Here is a 16,750-nt window from a genome sequence, read left to right on the forward strand (position 1 = left end):
TATGAAGAGGGCTTTAATAATGATCTAAATGGATGGTGAATGTATTGAATTTAATCGCTAAGGCGAGGGAACGAATGGCCAAAATGTCCTTCAAAGTAAAACTGCCGCTGATGATCAGCGTGCTGGTATGTATCGTACTGGCAGCGACAGCTGTGCTCTGTTACAAGGTGGCCGAAGGCATCACAATGGACAAAAGCAAAGATGAGATTCGAGCAACCTCTGACCGGGTTGGGGAGGGGTTATTTGCTACATTAAGCATGGAGGAACAATCGACCTTTCTTATTACAACACATGGGATATTTCGGGATTTATTAGGCATTCGCAATCAAGAAGGACAAAATACAGAAGCTTTTTTTGCGGACAATAGTGAAATGATAGATCAAGCGAATGGCATACTGGCGGATAACCTGGCAGGGATGGAGGGTAACAGTACCATTATTCTACTGGATCGTAACGGGCTCGTGGTAGCATCAAACAATCCCGAAGCGCTCCAGGGTGACCGGTCAGATCGATTGTATTTCCAACAGGCCATGGAAGGTAAGAACATCATTAGTGAGGGTGTAATCTCGAAGTCGTTAGGCACATTGGGCAATGTCTTCGCAATGCCAATCTATGATGAGAATAATCAAGTGCTAGGTATACTCACTTCAGTTGTATCCACTGCATTCTTCGTAGATCAATTGCATAGTATTAAAATTAATGAGGCTGGAAAAGTCATTGTTCTGGATCGTGTAGGAACGGTAATCTACCATTCAGCAGATGAGACATTGATTAGCCAGAAGATGGCGGATGGGGAATATCAGTCGTTGGTTGATCTGCCTGCAAGTGATCAACTGCAACAGGGTGAGGTCAGCACTGACGATAAAGTCGTATTTTACTCCAAGATTCCTAGATCCGATTGGACGATTATCGTGGAAGATAGCTACGATGATGTGAAGAAACCGTTAAATGCGATGGCAACCAAAATGGTTATCGTTCTGTTCGCTGCGATTGCGGTTTCAGTTCTATCGGGCATCTTGATCTCACGCTTGGTAACCAAGCCAATCAGCAGTCTGACGGTTCTCTTTAGACAACTTGCGGGCGGTGACTTGACCGTTCAAGCACAAGGTAAATATAGCGGTGAATTCAAGGCATTGGTCGATAGCTTCAATGCGATGGCGCAAGGGAATAAACAATTGATCTCCAGGATGAATCATTCCATTGGAGTCCTGAATACCAGCACGACAGAGTTAGACCGATCCACACAGCAGACATCTGCATCAATTGCTGACACCACCACAACAGCGGTGGAAATCTCGCGGGCTATGGAGTCTCAGGCAAATGATACCGAAGCAATTGTTAATAAATTCATGAACGTGGGCGACAAGATTGCCAGCGTGAACGAGATGTCACAAGAAGTGAAACAGAAGGCAGATGACATTACAGATGCCTTCAAGAATAACCATGCCGTCATTGATGCACTCATTATGGTCAATGATCAGAATGAGGCTGAAGTTCACAATATTTCGGAGACGACTCTTCAGCTTGCGGAGAGTTCTTCCGATATTCATCAGATCACGGGTACCATTTCGGAGATTGCGACGCAGACGAAGCTATTGGCACTTAATGCGTCTATTGAAGCAGCAAGAGCAGGAGAGCATGGACGCGGATTCGCCGTAGTGGCTTCCGAGATTCGAAAACTTGCGGAGCAGACCACGTCCCAATCAGAGAATATTAGCCGCATTGTGACGCAAACGATTGAGCATGTGGAGCAAAATAACCGTAGCGTTCAAGCGATTGAGACGATTACGGAGCAACAGAAGCATAGCGTGAATCAGACGAAGCAGACCTTTAATTTCGTAACAGAACATATGAATGATCTCATGGATCAAGTGCAAGCCATTGCATCCGAGATTGAATCCATTGAACGTGATAAGGATGATGTTTTGGGTACGGCACAGAACTTGTCTGCTTCAGGTGAACAAGTATCCGCTTCTGTGGAGGAAGTGACAGCGACGATGCAGGAACAATCCGGCATGACAGGACATCTTGCTGAGATGGTGGATACGATCAATGGTCTGACGGAGCAGCTTGCTACCGAATCAGCAAAATTCAAAACCGAATAGTATGCTAAAAATGCATTCACCCAAAAACCTCCATTCCCATGTATAATAGGAATGGAGGTTTTTGGGTTTTTGTGCATTTTTATGCTATATTTTTATCGTACAACCCATCCAGTTGGCTGCGGAGCTACTTCTGCCGTGTCCCGAAGATCGTACACCTTCACATTGCTGCCATAGATCATGGAATCACTGCATAGCCGAAAGCAGGGGAAGCTGTTTTCCGACTGCAGGCGTAGGCTAGGCTCAAAATAAATTTGCTGCTGCTTGTTGATAAGAAAAGGGAGCGTACTGGATTCAATCGGGATGTCATCGCTGTCCGGTTCATTCACGATCAGGAGCACAGCAATACCGTCACATCCACATCCATCCGTGTCATAAAATAGCTTGAAATAGCCCGGCTGATCCTTGAGTTTTGCGCTAAGTCGTGACTCTGCCAATGGGCTAACCTGAATGATCATACAACGTTCACACTCCTCTAATCACCAATTGAATTCGCTTACATTAATAATGTATGGAGAATCGCTGGCAAATAGAAGATGAAATCGAGAACGAAACCGAGAAAAACAAATATGTATTGTCTTCAGCACACGAAACATAAACAATACAAGAGGTAGCCGGGAAAGGCTCGGGGACTAAGTTAAGAAATAACGTAAGATTTAACCAAGAAACGACTCAAGACCTAGCCCAACATATAGTTGAAGAAGTAGACTGAGGGATAGTTTAGAAATAAGCAGAGGAAATAGTTAAGTCATTGTTAGGAGCAAGGAGGTATCATCATTGAGAATTATTACACTGCAAGAGCACCCGATCGAAACCTTTGGGTATCTGAATGCCGTACCAGGTGGAGAAGTGCAAGTGGCACAACTGCCCATCTATCTTGGCACCATCTCGGGTCTCCCTAAGGGACTAGATGCACTAATCGTCAGTTCGGATTTACAGGGGATTGTGTCTCTGCCATACGTCAGAGAAGGTGCTAAGATTGATTCGAATGGGGACGTTCATATTCCTTTAGATAGACCATCGCAGTCACAGCATCAGCAGACCATTCAGGATCAAGATGAACCAACGGGGAGTGGGGAAGAGGATTGTTTACTAGGCGAGGTGTTACCGGATTATGTGCGCTTACTACTTGAGGTGGAGATGCCTGAGATTGATCCGAATCGAGTGGGTGTAATGCTATGTGGAGACCTCTATGCCCGGCGCGGGAAAAGGGGAGCCAGCGGCAATCCGGTTCCCGTCTGGCTTGCCTTCAGGGACGCCTTCGGCTGGGTTGCCGGCGTGGACGGCAACCATGATCTCACCGATGAGGCAGGCGCCCATCGGTTGCACAGGGACGCGGCTATCCATTACATGGATGCGCCCGTCGTCATTAACGCGAGCCTGCCCATGGATGGGCTCGCGTCCTCTGCCGCCAGTCAGCCGCTACGCGTTGCTGGCCTTGGCGGCATCATCGGCAGGCCGGATAAGCCGAACCGGCTGCCGGAGAAGCAGTACCTGCAATCCTTAAGCAAGCTGCTGAAGCAGCAGCCGGATTGCCTCGTACTGCACCAGAGCCCGGGCATTGCCGAGCTTGGGCTAATGGGTGAACCGTTGATCCGTCAGGCGTTGCAAGCCGGATCGTATACGGTCGTGTTCTGCGGGCATACCCACTGGCAGACCTCGCTCGTGCAACTCAGCAATGGCACACAAATTGTGAATGCCGATAGTAAGCTGTTTATTTTTACAAGAGAGCAGGATGGAGAGACTGAGAAGGGTTAAGCATTCTCATGACATGGCAGGTGAGCCGCTCTGGCTCCAAAGTTGTGGAATGAAACCCGTTTCATCAATATTCCTTATCTGGTATGATAAGCAGGAAAATCAGTGAAAAAGGAAGGTTCTACATATGACTCCAATTACGATATATGATATTGCCAAAGAGGCGAACGTATCTGTATCCACGGTTTCCCGAGTGCTGAACGATACAGCACCCGTTCGTGCTAGCACGAGGGAAAAGATCATGTCGATTATCGCCAAGCACCAGTTTCAACCTAATGCCCAAGCACGCAGTCTGATCAAAAAAGAAACAGGCACCATTGCAATCATTCTGCCAGATATTACAAATCCATTCTTCCCTGAAGTATTCTGGGGCGCAGAGAATGAGGCACGTGGTCTGGGATATACATTCTTTCTCTGTAACACCGCAGGCGATTACAATCGGGAGTCTGAATATCTGTCCATGCTGCGCGAGAAGCGGGTAGACGGAATTATTTTCCTTGGCGGGCGCATTAATATGCAGACCTGTCCGGATGACATGGCTCAGGAATTAATTGATGTAGGTAAGCGCACGCCGGTTGTGCTGGTCAATGGCAATATTGCCAAAGGCGGGTTTCACCGCGTATATACCGATGAAGGAGCTGGGGCGGCTCTAGCTGCTGAACATTTGCTTGAACTGGGACATAAGGACATTGCGTTTGTAGGTGGATTGAAGGAGTTATCGACCACAATGGTTAAGGTCAGGGCTGTTCAGAAAAAGCTCCGTGAGCATGGGCTCGAAATTCCGAAAGACAGGCTCTTATTAGGCAGCTTCTCCATTGATGATGGTAAGCGGGAGATGGCTAAGCTCCTGGAGAGCGATAATCCACCAACAGCAGTCATCTGCGTGAATGACAATACAGCGATTGGCGCAATGAAGACGACCATTGAGCATGGATTATCCATTCCGAGAGATATTTCGATCGTAGGCTTCGATGATACGCCGCTCGCAAGTGCTGTGATCCCTGAACTTACAACCGTCTCTCAGAACACGTATCAACTGGGCAAACTCGCGGTGGATAAGCTGCATGAGCTGATTAATCAGCGACAAGTGAAGAAGCAGACTGTCCTTCAACCAGAACTTATCATACGTCAAAGTACAGGACCAGCACCACGATGAAAAGGGTTACGTTCTCAAAAAGAAAGCGTTGACATTTTCTCTTAGGGTGAAATATAATGAGTGCGTAAATGAAACCCCTTTCATAAAGTGAAGCGGGTTTTATGTTTCAGCTTAATGAAACCCATTTCATGAAATGGGTTTCATTGAAATAATCCATTCATTATCCAAGGGGGCGTACAGTATGAGAAGAAGTTTAAAGGTCATTTCGTTATTGATGCTGGTCATGGTATTTGGTCTGACAGCCTGTAGTAAAGGCGAGAATGGTGGAGCAAGTGGTTCCGAAGGTGGCAAAGTCGATCTAAGTATGACGATCTGGGGCTCAGAGGATGAAAAGAAGATTTATCAAGAACGGCTCGACATTGTGAAACAGACCTATCCGGACATTAACGTGAAGCTCAACGTTGTTGCAGGGGATTATGACCAGAAGGTACAGACGATGATTGCCGGGGGTACTGCACCTGACATCATGATGATTGCCGAGAACTATCAGGCATACGCCTCCAAGAATCAGATTATTCCGCTCGATGACATGATCAAGGAGCACAACGTGAACATGTCGGAGCGTTATTCAGACGATATCGCAAACTTGATGAAATATGATGGGAAACAGTTCGGAATGCCTGACCGCGCTGGCGCAATGGTGCTTTTCTATAACAAAGATCTGTTCGACAAGGCTGGGGTAGAATATCCAACCAAGGATTGGACACAAGAAGACCTGCTGGCAGCAGCTCAGAAGCTGACCGTGCAAGAGAATGGTAAGACCGTTCAATGGGGTTATTATCCAGGTAGCTGGTGGCCACAATGGATGCAATTGATCTACCAGAACGGTGGCGGAATCTTTGACGAGAATGGTAAACCTTCGTTCAATACTGAGCCTGTCCGCAAAGCGTTGCAGTTCATGAATGACTTAACGTTTGTACACGGTGCAAGCCCGACACCAACGGAGATTGCGGACATGGGAAATATCGGTGCTGACCCACTATTTGCTCAAGGTAAAATTGCGATGGAAACGACAGGTTTCTGGAATATTGGTTCACTGGCTAAAGTAGAAGGCATTAACTGGGATATCTCTCCGATCTGGGGTGAGACCAACGCGTTCTTCAACGGCTTAACGATTACGAATGCATCCAAACATAAGGAAGAAGCTTTCAAGGTGATCGAAGCACTTACTACTCCTGAGGCACAGATGCCAATGATCAAAGCAGGCCAAGATGCACCAGCGACAAAAGCAGGTCTATCCAGCGACGAGTTCCTGAATGCGGAATATGGTGGCAAAAAAATCAATATGGCTGCTTTTAGTGAATCTACCATTTACGCTGAGCCGTTCAATCCACAATGGAATGAAATGATGAAGCTGATCAATGACAAGCTGGGCGTGTATTTCAACAACAAAGCTTCACTCGATGATACCGTAAACGAGATTCAGAGTGGACTGGAAAGAATCTATAAATAGAAGTTGTTCAAGAGCGAACCTTTTGAACACGAACAAATAGATCGACAGGGGGACAGACGGAATTCGGCATGAACCCGGGTTCCGTCTGCTCGCTTTGTTATGGGAGGGCTTAACGTGAAGAAAAAGGACGGGAAATGGTTTTATATCTTTATCTCGCCTTGGCTAATTGGTTTCCTAGGACTTACCCTGGGCCCGATTTTGTTTTCCATCTACATGAGCTTCACCAACTGGGATCTGTTCCAGTCCCCGGAATTCATCGGTATTGATAACTACAAAACATTGTTAACGGATGACCCGATCTTCTGGAAGTCGGTGGGTAACACCTTTTTCTATGCCTTGATATCGATACCACTTGGTATGTCCATCTCGCTCTGGATTGCCTATTATCTCAACAAAAAAATTAAAGGCATTACGTTCTTCCGCATTCTGTTCTATCTACCTTCTGTCGTTCCAGTCGTAGCAAGCTCCTTGCTCTTTATCCACTTGCTTGCACCAACAGAAGGTTTGATTAACCAAGCGCTTGCGGTATTTGGTATTCAAGGTCCTGCTTGGCTCCTTGATCCAAATTGGGTCAAACCTGCACTGATTCTCATGTCCTTATGGGGAGTTGGGGGCGGCGTGGTACTGCTGCTGGCGGGTATGAAAGGTATCCCTCAGGAGTTGTACGAGGCCGCTGCCATCGATGGAGCCAAAAGCTCGCAATCTTTCTTCCACATTACATTTCCGATGCTTACGCCCGTCATTTTCTTCAACCTGGTAACAGGCATGATTGGGGCGCTCCAGACGTTCGCACAGGTATTTATCGTTACGGCGGGTGGACCGGATAATTCAAGTCAGATGGTTGTGCCGTACCTGTTCCAGAATGCATTCCAGTTCTACAAAATGGGATATGCATCCGCTATAGCTTGGGTATTATTCATCATCATCATGGCACTGACCCTGGTTGTGTTCCGTTCATCGGCGCTATGGGTGCACTACGAGGAGGGAAAAGCGAATGAGTAATCCATCCACTGTCGAGAAGACGATATCCTACATTTTTCTGATTCTGGTCGGGGTGCTGCTGGCTTCCCCTTTCCTGTACATGATCTCCATTGCACTGGCAAGTGACGCAACGACGGTAAAATCAGCCTTTACGTTTATTCCAATGGAATTTCAATGGTCTAATTTCTACACCATCTTTACGAATAACAATCTTGGCACTTATCTGAAAAACTCTATTATTATCACGGTATTTACGATTATCGGATCTGTATTGTCTGCATCGATTGTATCGTATGGATTCGCGCGAATTAAAGCGAGAGGTAGTCGCTTCTTATTTATCGTGTTGCTCAGCACCATGATGATTCCAGGTGAGGTTACGATGGTACCGCAATTTATCATCTTCCGCCATCTCGACTGGATCAATACCTTCTATCCGTTGATTGTACCGAGCTTCTTCGCAGGTGCGTTCAACGTGTTCCTGATCCGGCAATTTGTCATGAGCATTCCAAAATCGTTGGATGAAGCAGCGATGATTGATGGGATGGGTCATCCGGGGATTTACTGGAAAATTATTATGCCGCTGACCTATCCAATATTGGCTGCTATTGCTATTTTCTCGTTCTCCTACAACTGGGGGAACTTCATGGGGCCGCTCATTTATATCAATGATCCAGAGAAAATGCCACTTGCCCTTGGTGTTCAACTTCTGACAACCGTTGGTGGTGGGCAGATGCCTCCATGGAACTTAGTCATGATCGCTTCGCTATTCCTAACGATTCCGATGGTACTCGTTTATCTATTCGGACAACGTTATGTCTATGAAGCAAATATTAGCGGAGGCAGCAGCGGTATCAAGTAACGAAAATGGTATAGCGAGATGTTACCTAACATGTGTAGCTCCAATGTAACAATTTAACGTTAGGAAACCAAAATGTATAGGCAAACAAGTGTCAGACACACAAAGGGTGACTACACATGCACGATACGGTGCACTGGAGAGAGGATTGTGTGAACCATGAGTCGTGATCAACATCGTAGCAGACGGAGACGAAGCTACATCCTGATGGGTGTGGCTCTGATTGTACTGCTAGCTGGAGGAGGAATTGTATTGAATCAATTTGCCAATGGACAATCGAAGCCACTTGCCTTTGAGGGAGAACCTGTGAATTTGAAGCTAGAGCAGTCTTATGATCATTTTGAAGGTTGGGGAACATCACTTGCTTGGTGGGCGAACAATATGGGTGAATGGAAGGATCAGGCGAAGGTCGATGAAGTGATGGATCTGGTATTTGACCCAGCCAAAGGGCTTGGACTGAATATTGTTCGTTACAACATTGGAGGCGAGGAGAACCCTGAGATGAAAGCATTACGTCCTGGGGGTGATGTTCCTGGCTTCCAGCCCGAACCGGGCGAATGGGATTGGGAGGCGGATGCAGGGCAACGTGCAGTTCTGCAAGGTTCAATGGAGCGAGGCGTTAATATTGCGGAAGCTTTCTCGAACTCACCGCCATACTGGATGACGATCAGCGGTTCCGTGACGGGTGCCGTCGATGGAAGTAACAATCTGAAGGAAGATCAATATGATGCCTTTGCCGATTATTTAACAGAAGTGGTCAAACATTATCGCGATGAGTGGGGCATTACGTTCCGCACACTTGATCCTTTGAACGAGCCATCCTCGGACTGGTGGAAGAAGGGCAATATGCAGGAAGGCAGTCATTTTAGCAATGATAAGCAGGCAGAGATCATCAAGAAAGTAGCCGCTTCTCTTCAGAGTAAAGGTTTGGATGGCACGGTCGTTAGCGCAGCGGACGATAATAGTATTGATGAGACGGTATTCAATTTCAGTCTCTATGATCAGGATACATTGGATGCGATCTCACAGATCAACACTCACTCTTATAATGGAAGCAAAATGGAGGAACTCCGCGAACTTGCTAAGAAACATGGCAAGAAGCTGTGGATGTCCGAGTATGGAACAGGTGGCAGCGAGCCGCATAGTCATGACGATATGACATCTGTACAGGAACTGGCTGAACGCATTATGTTCGATCTGAAAGTAATGCAGCCTTCTGCATGGGTATACTGGCAGGCAGTTGAAGATGAAGGCGCGAACAATAACTGGGGCTTCATCCATGCTGATTTTGCTGCACAAGATTCGTATGAACTGACCAAACAATATTATGGCATGGCTCAATTCACGAAGTTCATCCGTCCGGGTGCAACGATCATTCCAACGGATGATGGGCGGACACTGGCGGCATATGACAAGACCAGCCAACGACTGGTGTTAGTGATCCGTAATGAGTTATCTGCTGGTAAAACTTCGTTTGCACTGGAGCCGTTTACCTATGGGAATTCGACCACTGCACAGGTCTATCAAACCTCACCAGACTCAGATATGAAGCAGCTGGAGGACATTAAAGTTTATTCAAATGGCATAGAAGTCAATACGGCAGAAAATTCGATTACAACCGTTGTATTGGAAGGGGTTACACTTCAATCTCAATAATGGTATGTTATACAAGGTTGAATTAGATAGAAGGAGGGGAACACATCGATGAGAGAGAAACCATCCCTGTTGGTTCAAGATCAAGCAGGCGAGAACAATGTCGATTCCCAAATTATTGGCTCCACATCAGAACAGCTTCCATTGGAGCTGACGTATGACCAGCGTAGCTTCATGCTAAATGGAGAGCGCGTATTTCTGAATAGTGCTACAATTCATTACTTCCGTATGCCAAAGGAAGAGTGGAGACAGTTGCTAGTGAAAGCAAAGCTCGCTGGTATGAACTGTATTGATACGTATTTTGCTTGGAATGTCCATGAGCCTGAGGAAGGCCAATGGAACTTCGAAGGAGATAACGATTGTGGAGCATTCCTGGATCTGTGTGCAGAGCTGGGCATGTGGGTTATCGCTCGCCCAGGGCCATTTATCTGTGCTGAATGGGATTTCGGCGGTTTCCCTTATTGGCTAGAAACGAAATCTGACATTAAATTCCGTGAAAATAATGAAACGTATCTCCATTATGTAGATCTGTATTTTGACCAACTCGTACCAATTATCCGTGAGCGTCAGCTTTCCTCTGGCGGCAATGTCATTCTGGTGCAAGTCGAGAACGAGTATGGATATATCAAGGATGACGAAGCGGCAAGCGAGCATATGATCTATCTGCGCGATGGTTTAATAAAGCGTGGAATAGATGTGCCTTTGATCACTTGTGTCGGAGGAGCAGAAGGCACCATTGAGGGGGCGAACTTCTGGTCGGGCGCAGATGGGCACTATGAGAAGCTTAGAGCGAAGCAGCCAGATACACCGAAAATGGTAACTGAGTTCTGGACTGGGTGGTTTGAGAACTGGGGCGGGCCTTCCGCAATCCAGAAGACACCGGCTCTACTTGAGAGACGAATCATGGAAATTCTCCAAACCGGATATACGGGCATTAGCCATTACATGTTCTTTGGGGGTACGAATTTCGGTGGATATGGTGGTAGAACGATAGGTAGCAGCGATATCTTTATGATCACTTCCTACGACTATGACGCTCCGCTGAATGAATATGGGCGTGTAACTGAGAAATATGCAGTTACGAAAACGGTATCTTATTTTGTAGATGCATTCAGATCACTATTGCTTGAATCGGAAGCGGTTCCTACAGAGCAGATTAAAATCCGTCATCCGGAAGGATTGTCTGTACGTGGTCGCACTGCGGATAACCAGCATATCTGGTTTGTAGAAAGCCACAAAGGTGAACGTGAGGGAACTACCATAACGTTTGAAGATGGTCGAACACTCCCGATCACTGTAAATCCTGGACAGATCATTCCGGTGCTGGATCGCGTTCGCCTTGCGGATAACGTCTATGTAACGAGCGGAGCCATGATTACGGGGAATGAGATGATTAACGGAGAGCTGAACTTGTTCATCTCAGCAGATTCCGGACAGCGATCTGTATTGGATCTGGAAGCGCCTGCATTGGAAGTCGTCAGCAGTAGCATGCAGGTTCTTGTGGAGAAGGATCCAGCGCGAGACCTATATCGCTTCGACTTGTTCCACTTCCGTGAACCGGGAATCATTCGTCTTCAGGCAGGCAATGTGTCCATTCGATTGATTGTGCTGGATCGTGAGTCGATGAACCGCACATGGCGCTTAGATGGCGTTCATACCAATGAACATCGTTATGCAGTTGGCTTTGATGAGGTTCAAGTCCTACCACAGGGTCAAGTGAAAGGGTCGATCTCTGATCTGGATCGCACTGTCGTTTTACTTGGCGACTGGCAGGATGGTGAGCAGATGTGGACAGGGCGTGAATTCATCACTCGAACAGAAGCAAGTCAGCAAGCGGTGTCCACTTCATCGGTTGCAACACTGACACCTCCAATGGCGCCAATGTTGTCCGGTTCTCCTGAGGTAGCACGTGTGAAACTGTCAGCTGATCAGCGTCCATCTAGTGGTCAACCGGAACACTTCTCACAGTACGGGCAAGATTTCGGTTATCTGCTCTACGAGTGTGACTTCGAGAGCCCAGAGGGTGGCATGACGCATATTGTACTTCCTGATTTTCAAGATACCGCAAGAATTTATGTGAATCAGGTGGAACAGGCGTTAGTACGTCAGGTTGGTGCCGCAGGTGTGAACATTGAAGCAGTCCAAGGTCAGAATACCCTGCAGATTCTTGTGCAGCATATGGGTAGACTGAATTTCTCACCGAATCTTGGAGAGAGCAAAGGACTTGCTGGTCCTGCATATCTGGGCGGATCGGTACAGGATATTCGTCAAGATTGGCAGACTACAGATGGATCGATTCAACTGAATGAAGTCAACCATCTTACGGAAGCTCCACTTCTAAGTAGAAGCTTTGAGCTAGATGGCAATGATCGTGCGATTCTGGTCGGTGCTGTAAGCAAAGGGCTACGCGTGAATGGCACTGAAGTACCGATGGAAGGTTATCATGATTGGTTCTCCTTCGCGACGGTTGACCTTTCGAGCTATCTGCGTCAAGGTGAAGTCAATACATTGGAGATGCCTTATTCCAAATCCCCAATCGAGCGGCTTGAATTGATCTTGTATCGTAATGCCGATGAACTGAGTGGTTGGCGTATGGCGGGTAATGATGCATTGCTTCCGCAGCAGTGGGAGACACAAGAGGCAGGATCGCCATCAAGTCTTCTGGGGGAACATGCGGCTACTACTGGCAATCGTACTGCCAATCAGGGAGCAGGTCAGCCTGCATGGTACCGTTGGAACTTTAACATGCCAGCTGTATCCGAGCAGTATGTTGTGAATGTGAAGGTAAGACTTACTGGAATGAGTAAAGGCACGCTTCATCTCAATGGTCATGATCTTGGACGTTACTGGCAGATCGGTCCGCAGGAGGATTACAAAATTCCTGTTGCCTGGTTACAGGAAGAGAATGAGCTATTGTTATTTGATGAAGAAGGACGCTCGCCAGACCGAATCCGTCTATTGTTTGACGAGCCATCCCAGTACCCGTGGGTGAGCATCAAGTAGACGGAATATTCATAAGCAATTCTTAGCTATATTGGTGGAATTCAAAGACGTGTGTTGGAGCCAGGTCGTTAAATAGCGATGGCGCCGAACACGTCTTTTTTGTATATTTACAGTGTATTCATTTACAGACAACATGATTGAATACACCATCGTAGATGGAGACGTATAAATCTCTGCTTCAATTCGAATAGCGAGAGGGTAGCTTCACATATGCTCTGTCTAAGATAGGCTTTCTTGTCTACAGTAAAGCGTTGTAAAATAACGTATAACAAAGGAGATGACATATGACTAATCGATATGATTTTGATGAATTCCCTCAACTAAAGACAGAACGATTTAACCTCCGATCCGCAGAGGTCAATGACAGCAACGATATTTTGGAACTATATTCGAATGAAGCTGTCGTTGGGTTTATGCCGTTTACCCCCTTCGAGTCGGTGGATGATGCCAAGGATGAGATCAGTTGGTATGCGAAGATTTTCAGAGAGAAGTCAGGTTTGCGTTGGATGATTGAGGATGGTGAATCTGGGAAAGTCATTGGAACCTGTGGGTTTCTCAACCTGGAAGAGGTACATAACCGCGCTGAAATTGGATACGATTTACACCCTGATTATTGGGGACGAGGTGTCATGACAGAGGTAGCAGGAGTTATTATGCAGTTTGGATTCACGAGCATGCAGCTCAACAAGATCGAAGCAAGAGTAGAACCGAAGAATGCGGCGTCGATTCACCTGTTGCGCAAACTTGGTTTTCAGCAGGAAGGCGTTTTACGGGAGCATGAGTTTGAGAAGGGCAGATACGTTGACCTTGCCGTGTTCTCTAAACTGAGAAGTGAAGCGTAAGCCATAATCTGTAGTTTGAGTGTTAAATAGAATAAGTGAAATCAATTCTATGAGACTTGAAGTGTTATACATATAGAGAGGATGTTTTCACATGAAACGTATGTCAACTTCTGAACTAAATGAAATTCTAGTAAAAGCTACATTATCGGCCAGACAAGAAGCTAAGATGAATGGTGTACCTATTGTATATGAAGAGAATGAAAAAATGATTAAAGAATACCCGGATGGTAGGAAAACCGAGATCATTTTTGACGAAAATGGTAAGAAAACGGAAATCGAATACCCATAAGTAAGCTCGTCATACTAAGTCAAGATTATCGTGCTGGAACATCGTCACATTGACATATCTACTCCTTGATTGAACATTCCAGTGACTTAACCTTGTCCTTCCGAATTCGCCCATGCTATATTGGAGAGATGTGAGGAGATGAGGATATGAAATTAGTGTCCTGGAATGTAAATGGATTACGGGCATGTGTGACCAAGGGATTTATGGATTATTATCAGGAGAGCCAGGCTGATATTTTCTGTGTACAAGAGACGAAGCTACAGGCAGGCCAGATCGAGATGGATCTGGGTGATGATGTATATCAATACTGGAATTATGCGATCAAAAAAGGCTATTCCGGCACAGCCGTATTTACCCGGATAAAGCCACTGTCCGTCTGGTATGGGATGGAGGAAGACAGTGAGCCGGAAGGTCGAATGATTACACTGGAGTTTGATGAATTTTATCTGGTGAATGTGTATACACCTAATGCAAAGCGTGACCTGACCCGATTACCTTACCGTCTCGAATGGGAGGATCGTTTCCTGAAATACCTTCAGCAGTTGGAAGCGAACAAACCGGTTATCGTCTGCGGTGACCTGAATGTAGCCCATCAAGAGATTGATCTGAAGAATCCGAAGCCCAATATGGGCAATTCAGGGTTCACATTAGAAGAGCGAGGTAAAATGACGGACTTGCTCGCGGCAGGATACGTGGACAGCTTCCGTCATCTGTATCCGGATCACACGGATGTGTATAGCTGGTGGTCCTATATGCCAAAGGTTAGAGAACGGAACGTTGGCTGGCGTATCGATTATTTTCTGGTATCGAATCAACTGGTCTCCAAAGTTGAGGATGCACACATTGACTGCCATGTAATGGGTAGCGATCATTGTCCTGTCGGACTAACATTAAATTGTATAGGTTGAACTAGACATTTACACAAGAACGGAGAGGACAGAAATAACGTGAAGAAGCGAAGCGTTCGCCTGAAAGCTTTCTATAAGAAAGCTGCATCAGAAGCATAAACCATCCACGGATTTTCCCTTTGGAAAAGGGAATCAGAAAAATCTGGGGATAACAGCGATCGGAATGTTGTTCTGTCATTGGAGTGGTCAGTGTAATATTTTAGTTCAATCGCAATAATTCGAATGCAATATACCGCAAGTTTCCTAGGAGTGACAGGAGACTTGCGGTTTTTTAGTTATTTTCAACGATCCTGGGGAGGATTACATACTAGACTAAAGTTGGGGATTAGACTAGGCTCTGGATCGTTTCTTGCCATGAGAACATGGGTTAGGATTAATACATACATAAGGAGTCTTGGCTTAGCATGGATTCGGAACGGATATCAAGTTGCATGGGGAGGACGAGAATGGATAGATGGCTTGGGAGAGGTATTCGGATTGTTGGCGGTGTGATGGTTGTAACAGGTGTTCTATTATTTGTTGGGGCAGGCTACATGGTAGTACAGGATGTGCAAACGAGGCAGGCTTATATCCCAACGGAAAGAATAGATGAGTTTAACAGGAGTCATGTACAGGTGAATACATCCAGCACGTTACATTCAGGTGGAATAAGGCTTGCTTCTGATCCCGAAGATTCAACCTTGGTTGAAGAGTTTACACAAGTTTATGAGCATCTGAAATCTTCACTGAACCTGGAGTTATATGAATAAATGAATTGTGGCTTGATTGAATCATAGCCGAGAAGGAGGAAGAGGGATGAAGGTAAAGGTGATGGGCGGATTCCTAGCTTGGTTTCTGGTCAGCTTCTTACTATCCATCGCAGCATTATCTGTCATGATGCTGTATGCCTCAACGTACGTTGAAGCAGCTTCATATATACATTCATCACATCTTCTTACGATGAGTTCATCGTAATGACTGTGGGATAAGATTTCTTAGGTTTCTTAGATCTTTAATTAGGGTAAGGGGGGGGAGAGATAACCAAATAATGAATGTAGATGTGGGTTAAGTCAACGCAAGGTAAGTCCACATTACACCGACTGAGCAGAATATGTATACGATAGTGCTTAGTCCAACATACACAACATAAGGAGTGAACATAATGAAAATACCTCAGAAGCATCTCATGATGTGTGCTGCTGTAGCCATGGTTATTGCCCTAAGTGCATGTAGCGGCAGGACAGAACAGCCAGCACAGGATACAGGACAGGTTAATTCTGAATCATCGGAGTCAGCGGGTGAAGTGAATACTGAGGCGAATAACGAAGCAACCACAGCGGAAGTGAGTTCCCCGGATGGTACAGCAGAAATTGTAGATACCGATGAGCAGACCAATTCCGAGGCTGGTGGAGATAACGCAGCAGCAGAGGGGACTCAAGAATTACCAGACGTCTTGCCAACAGACTTCCCTATGCCAGATGACGCTCATATTCAACTAGCTAACTCCGGTGACAATGATGGTAAGAAGACAGCTATGGTGATCTACACCACGGAGCAGGATATGAAGACAGTCTCCAAGATGTATAAGGACTATTTCGAAGCCAAAAAGTTAACCGATGCAGGTCAGACGTTGGATGACAAAAATATCATCATTCAAGGGACTGATCCTGAAACGAAGCAGCAATGGTCATTGATTGGCGGAGCCCTGGCTAGCAAGGAAGGTACGATTGAGCTGACTCTTACGTGGGCTGAATCTTGATAGCTGGAACAACT

At 46.1% G+C, this 16,750-nt stretch carries 15 protein-coding genes; 14 read left to right on the forward strand and 1 reads right to left on the reverse strand.

The features are described from left to right. Positions 1 to 35: 35 nt before the first annotated feature. Complete coding sequence (locus J2T19_RS12905) at positions 36 to 2,105, forward strand: methyl-accepting chemotaxis protein (protein ID WP_307216257.1); 2,070 nt, start codon at positions 36 to 38, stop codon at positions 2,103 to 2,105. Between the two features lie 92 nt (positions 2,106 to 2,197). On the opposite strand, the gene J2T19_RS12910 is transcribed toward J2T19_RS12905, so the two are convergent. Beyond that, positions 2,198 to 2,560 (reverse strand): iron-sulfur cluster biosynthesis family protein, encoded by a 363-nt coding sequence (locus J2T19_RS12910; protein WP_307216259.1) that lies wholly within the window; start codon positions 2,558 to 2,560, stop codon positions 2,198 to 2,200. Between the two features lie 319 nt (positions 2,561 to 2,879). On the opposite strand from J2T19_RS12910, the gene J2T19_RS12915 reads away from it, so the two are divergent. The 13 genes from J2T19_RS12915 to J2T19_RS12975 all read left to right on the forward strand — a co-directional run bounded on the left by J2T19_RS12915 (position 2,880) and on the right by J2T19_RS12975 (position 16,736). Then, positions 2,880 to 3,860, forward strand: coding sequence for a metallophosphoesterase family protein (locus J2T19_RS12915; RefSeq protein ID WP_307216261.1), 981 nt, complete (start codon positions 2,880 to 2,882; stop codon positions 3,858 to 3,860). Positions 3,861 to 3,984: 124 nt separating this feature from the next. Next, complete coding sequence (locus J2T19_RS12920; protein ID WP_307216263.1) at positions 3,985 to 5,013, forward strand: LacI family DNA-binding transcriptional regulator; 1,029 nt, start codon at positions 3,985 to 3,987, stop codon at positions 5,011 to 5,013. A gap of 181 nt (positions 5,014 to 5,194) precedes the next feature. Then, the gene (locus tag J2T19_RS12925) at positions 5,195 to 6,466 is read left to right on the forward strand and encodes an ABC transporter substrate-binding protein (RefSeq protein WP_307216265.1); all 1,272 of its coding nucleotides are present in this window, start codon (positions 5,195 to 5,197) and stop codon (positions 6,464 to 6,466) included. Between the two features lie 114 nt (positions 6,467 to 6,580). Then, positions 6,581 to 7,468 carry a carbohydrate ABC transporter permease gene (locus J2T19_RS12930; RefSeq protein WP_145046741.1) on the forward strand — a complete coding sequence of 296 codons (888 nt, stop codon included), beginning with the start codon at positions 6,581 to 6,583 and terminating at the stop codon, positions 7,466 to 7,468. Further along, positions 7,461 to 8,306 (forward strand): carbohydrate ABC transporter permease, encoded by an 846-nt coding sequence (locus J2T19_RS12935; protein WP_145046739.1) that lies wholly within the window; start codon positions 7,461 to 7,463, stop codon positions 8,304 to 8,306. Before J2T19_RS12930 ends, J2T19_RS12935 begins: the two co-directional genes overlap by 8 nt. 156 nt (positions 8,307 to 8,462) lie before the next feature. Next, positions 8,463 to 9,959 (forward strand): glycoside hydrolase family 30 protein, encoded by a 1,497-nt coding sequence (locus tag J2T19_RS12940; protein WP_307216267.1) that lies wholly within the window; start codon positions 8,463 to 8,465, stop codon positions 9,957 to 9,959. A gap of 48 nt (positions 9,960 to 10,007) precedes the next feature. After that, on the forward strand, positions 10,008 to 12,959 hold the full coding sequence (locus tag J2T19_RS12945) for a beta-galactosidase (protein ID WP_307216269.1): 2,952 nt from the start codon (positions 10,008 to 10,010) through the stop codon (positions 12,957 to 12,959). 284 nt (positions 12,960 to 13,243) lie between these two features. Then, positions 13,244 to 13,801 (forward strand): GNAT family N-acetyltransferase, encoded by a 558-nt coding sequence (locus J2T19_RS12950; RefSeq protein WP_307216271.1) that lies wholly within the window; start codon positions 13,244 to 13,246, stop codon positions 13,799 to 13,801. Between the two features lie 91 nt (positions 13,802 to 13,892). Further along, the gene (locus J2T19_RS12955; RefSeq protein WP_307216273.1) at positions 13,893 to 14,090 is read left to right on the forward strand and encodes a hypothetical protein; all 198 of its coding nucleotides are present in this window, start codon (positions 13,893 to 13,895) and stop codon (positions 14,088 to 14,090) included. A 146-nt stretch (positions 14,091 to 14,236) separates the two neighbouring features. Then, positions 14,237 to 14,998, forward strand: coding sequence for an exodeoxyribonuclease III (locus tag J2T19_RS12960; RefSeq protein WP_307216275.1), 762 nt, complete (start codon positions 14,237 to 14,239; stop codon positions 14,996 to 14,998). Positions 14,999 to 15,444: 446 nt separating this feature from the next. Next, on the forward strand, positions 15,445 to 15,747 hold the full coding sequence (locus J2T19_RS12965) for a hypothetical protein (RefSeq protein ID WP_307216277.1): 303 nt from the start codon (positions 15,445 to 15,447) through the stop codon (positions 15,745 to 15,747). Positions 15,748 to 15,793: 46 nt separating this feature from the next. Continuing rightward, positions 15,794 to 15,952, forward strand: a complete 159-nt coding sequence (locus J2T19_RS12970) for a hypothetical protein (RefSeq protein WP_164848766.1) — start codon at positions 15,794 to 15,796, stop codon at positions 15,950 to 15,952. A gap of 187 nt (positions 15,953 to 16,139) precedes the next feature. Then, positions 16,140 to 16,736, forward strand: a complete 597-nt coding sequence (locus J2T19_RS12975; protein ID WP_307216279.1) for a hypothetical protein — start codon at positions 16,140 to 16,142, stop codon at positions 16,734 to 16,736. The last annotated feature ends 14 nt before the right edge of the window (positions 16,737 to 16,750 follow it).

Origin of the sequence: Paenibacillus tundrae, from assembly GCF_030812775.1 — a bacterium.
Classification (GTDB): domain Bacteria; phylum Bacillota; class Bacilli; order Paenibacillales; family Paenibacillaceae; genus Paenibacillus; species Paenibacillus tundrae_A.

Bases quoted from the DNA above. Each gene is read 5' to 3' on its own strand.
- J2T19_RS12910 (WP_307216259.1), bottom strand. From the start codon at position 2,560: ATGATCATTCAGGTTAGCCCATTGGCAGAGTCACGACTTAGCGCAAAA.
- J2T19_RS12920 (WP_307216263.1), top strand. From the start codon at position 3,985: ATGACTCCAATTACGATATATGATATTGCCAAAGAGGCGAACGTATCT.
- J2T19_RS12925 (WP_307216265.1), top strand. From the start codon at position 5,195: ATGAGAAGAAGTTTAAAGGTCATTTCGTTATTGATGCTGGTCATGGTA.
- J2T19_RS12935 (WP_145046739.1), top strand. From the start codon at position 7,461: ATGAGTAATCCATCCACTGTCGAGAAGACGATATCCTACATTTTTCTG.
- J2T19_RS12940 (WP_307216267.1), top strand. From the start codon at position 8,463: ATGAGTCGTGATCAACATCGTAGCAGACGGAGACGAAGCTACATCCTG.
- J2T19_RS12945 (WP_307216269.1), top strand. From the start codon at position 10,008: ATGAGAGAGAAACCATCCCTGTTGGTTCAAGATCAAGCAGGCGAGAAC.
- J2T19_RS12950 (WP_307216271.1), top strand. From the start codon at position 13,244: ATGACTAATCGATATGATTTTGATGAATTCCCTCAACTAAAGACAGAA.
- J2T19_RS12955 (WP_307216273.1), top strand. From the start codon at position 13,893: ATGAAACGTATGTCAACTTCTGAACTAAATGAAATTCTAGTAAAAGCT.
- J2T19_RS12960 (WP_307216275.1), top strand. From the start codon at position 14,237: ATGAAATTAGTGTCCTGGAATGTAAATGGATTACGGGCATGTGTGACC.
- J2T19_RS12965 (WP_307216277.1), top strand. From the start codon at position 15,445: ATGGATAGATGGCTTGGGAGAGGTATTCGGATTGTTGGCGGTGTGATG.
- J2T19_RS12970 (WP_164848766.1), top strand. From the start codon at position 15,794: ATGAAGGTAAAGGTGATGGGCGGATTCCTAGCTTGGTTTCTGGTCAGC.
- J2T19_RS12975 (WP_307216279.1), top strand. From the start codon at position 16,140: ATGAAAATACCTCAGAAGCATCTCATGATGTGTGCTGCTGTAGCCATG.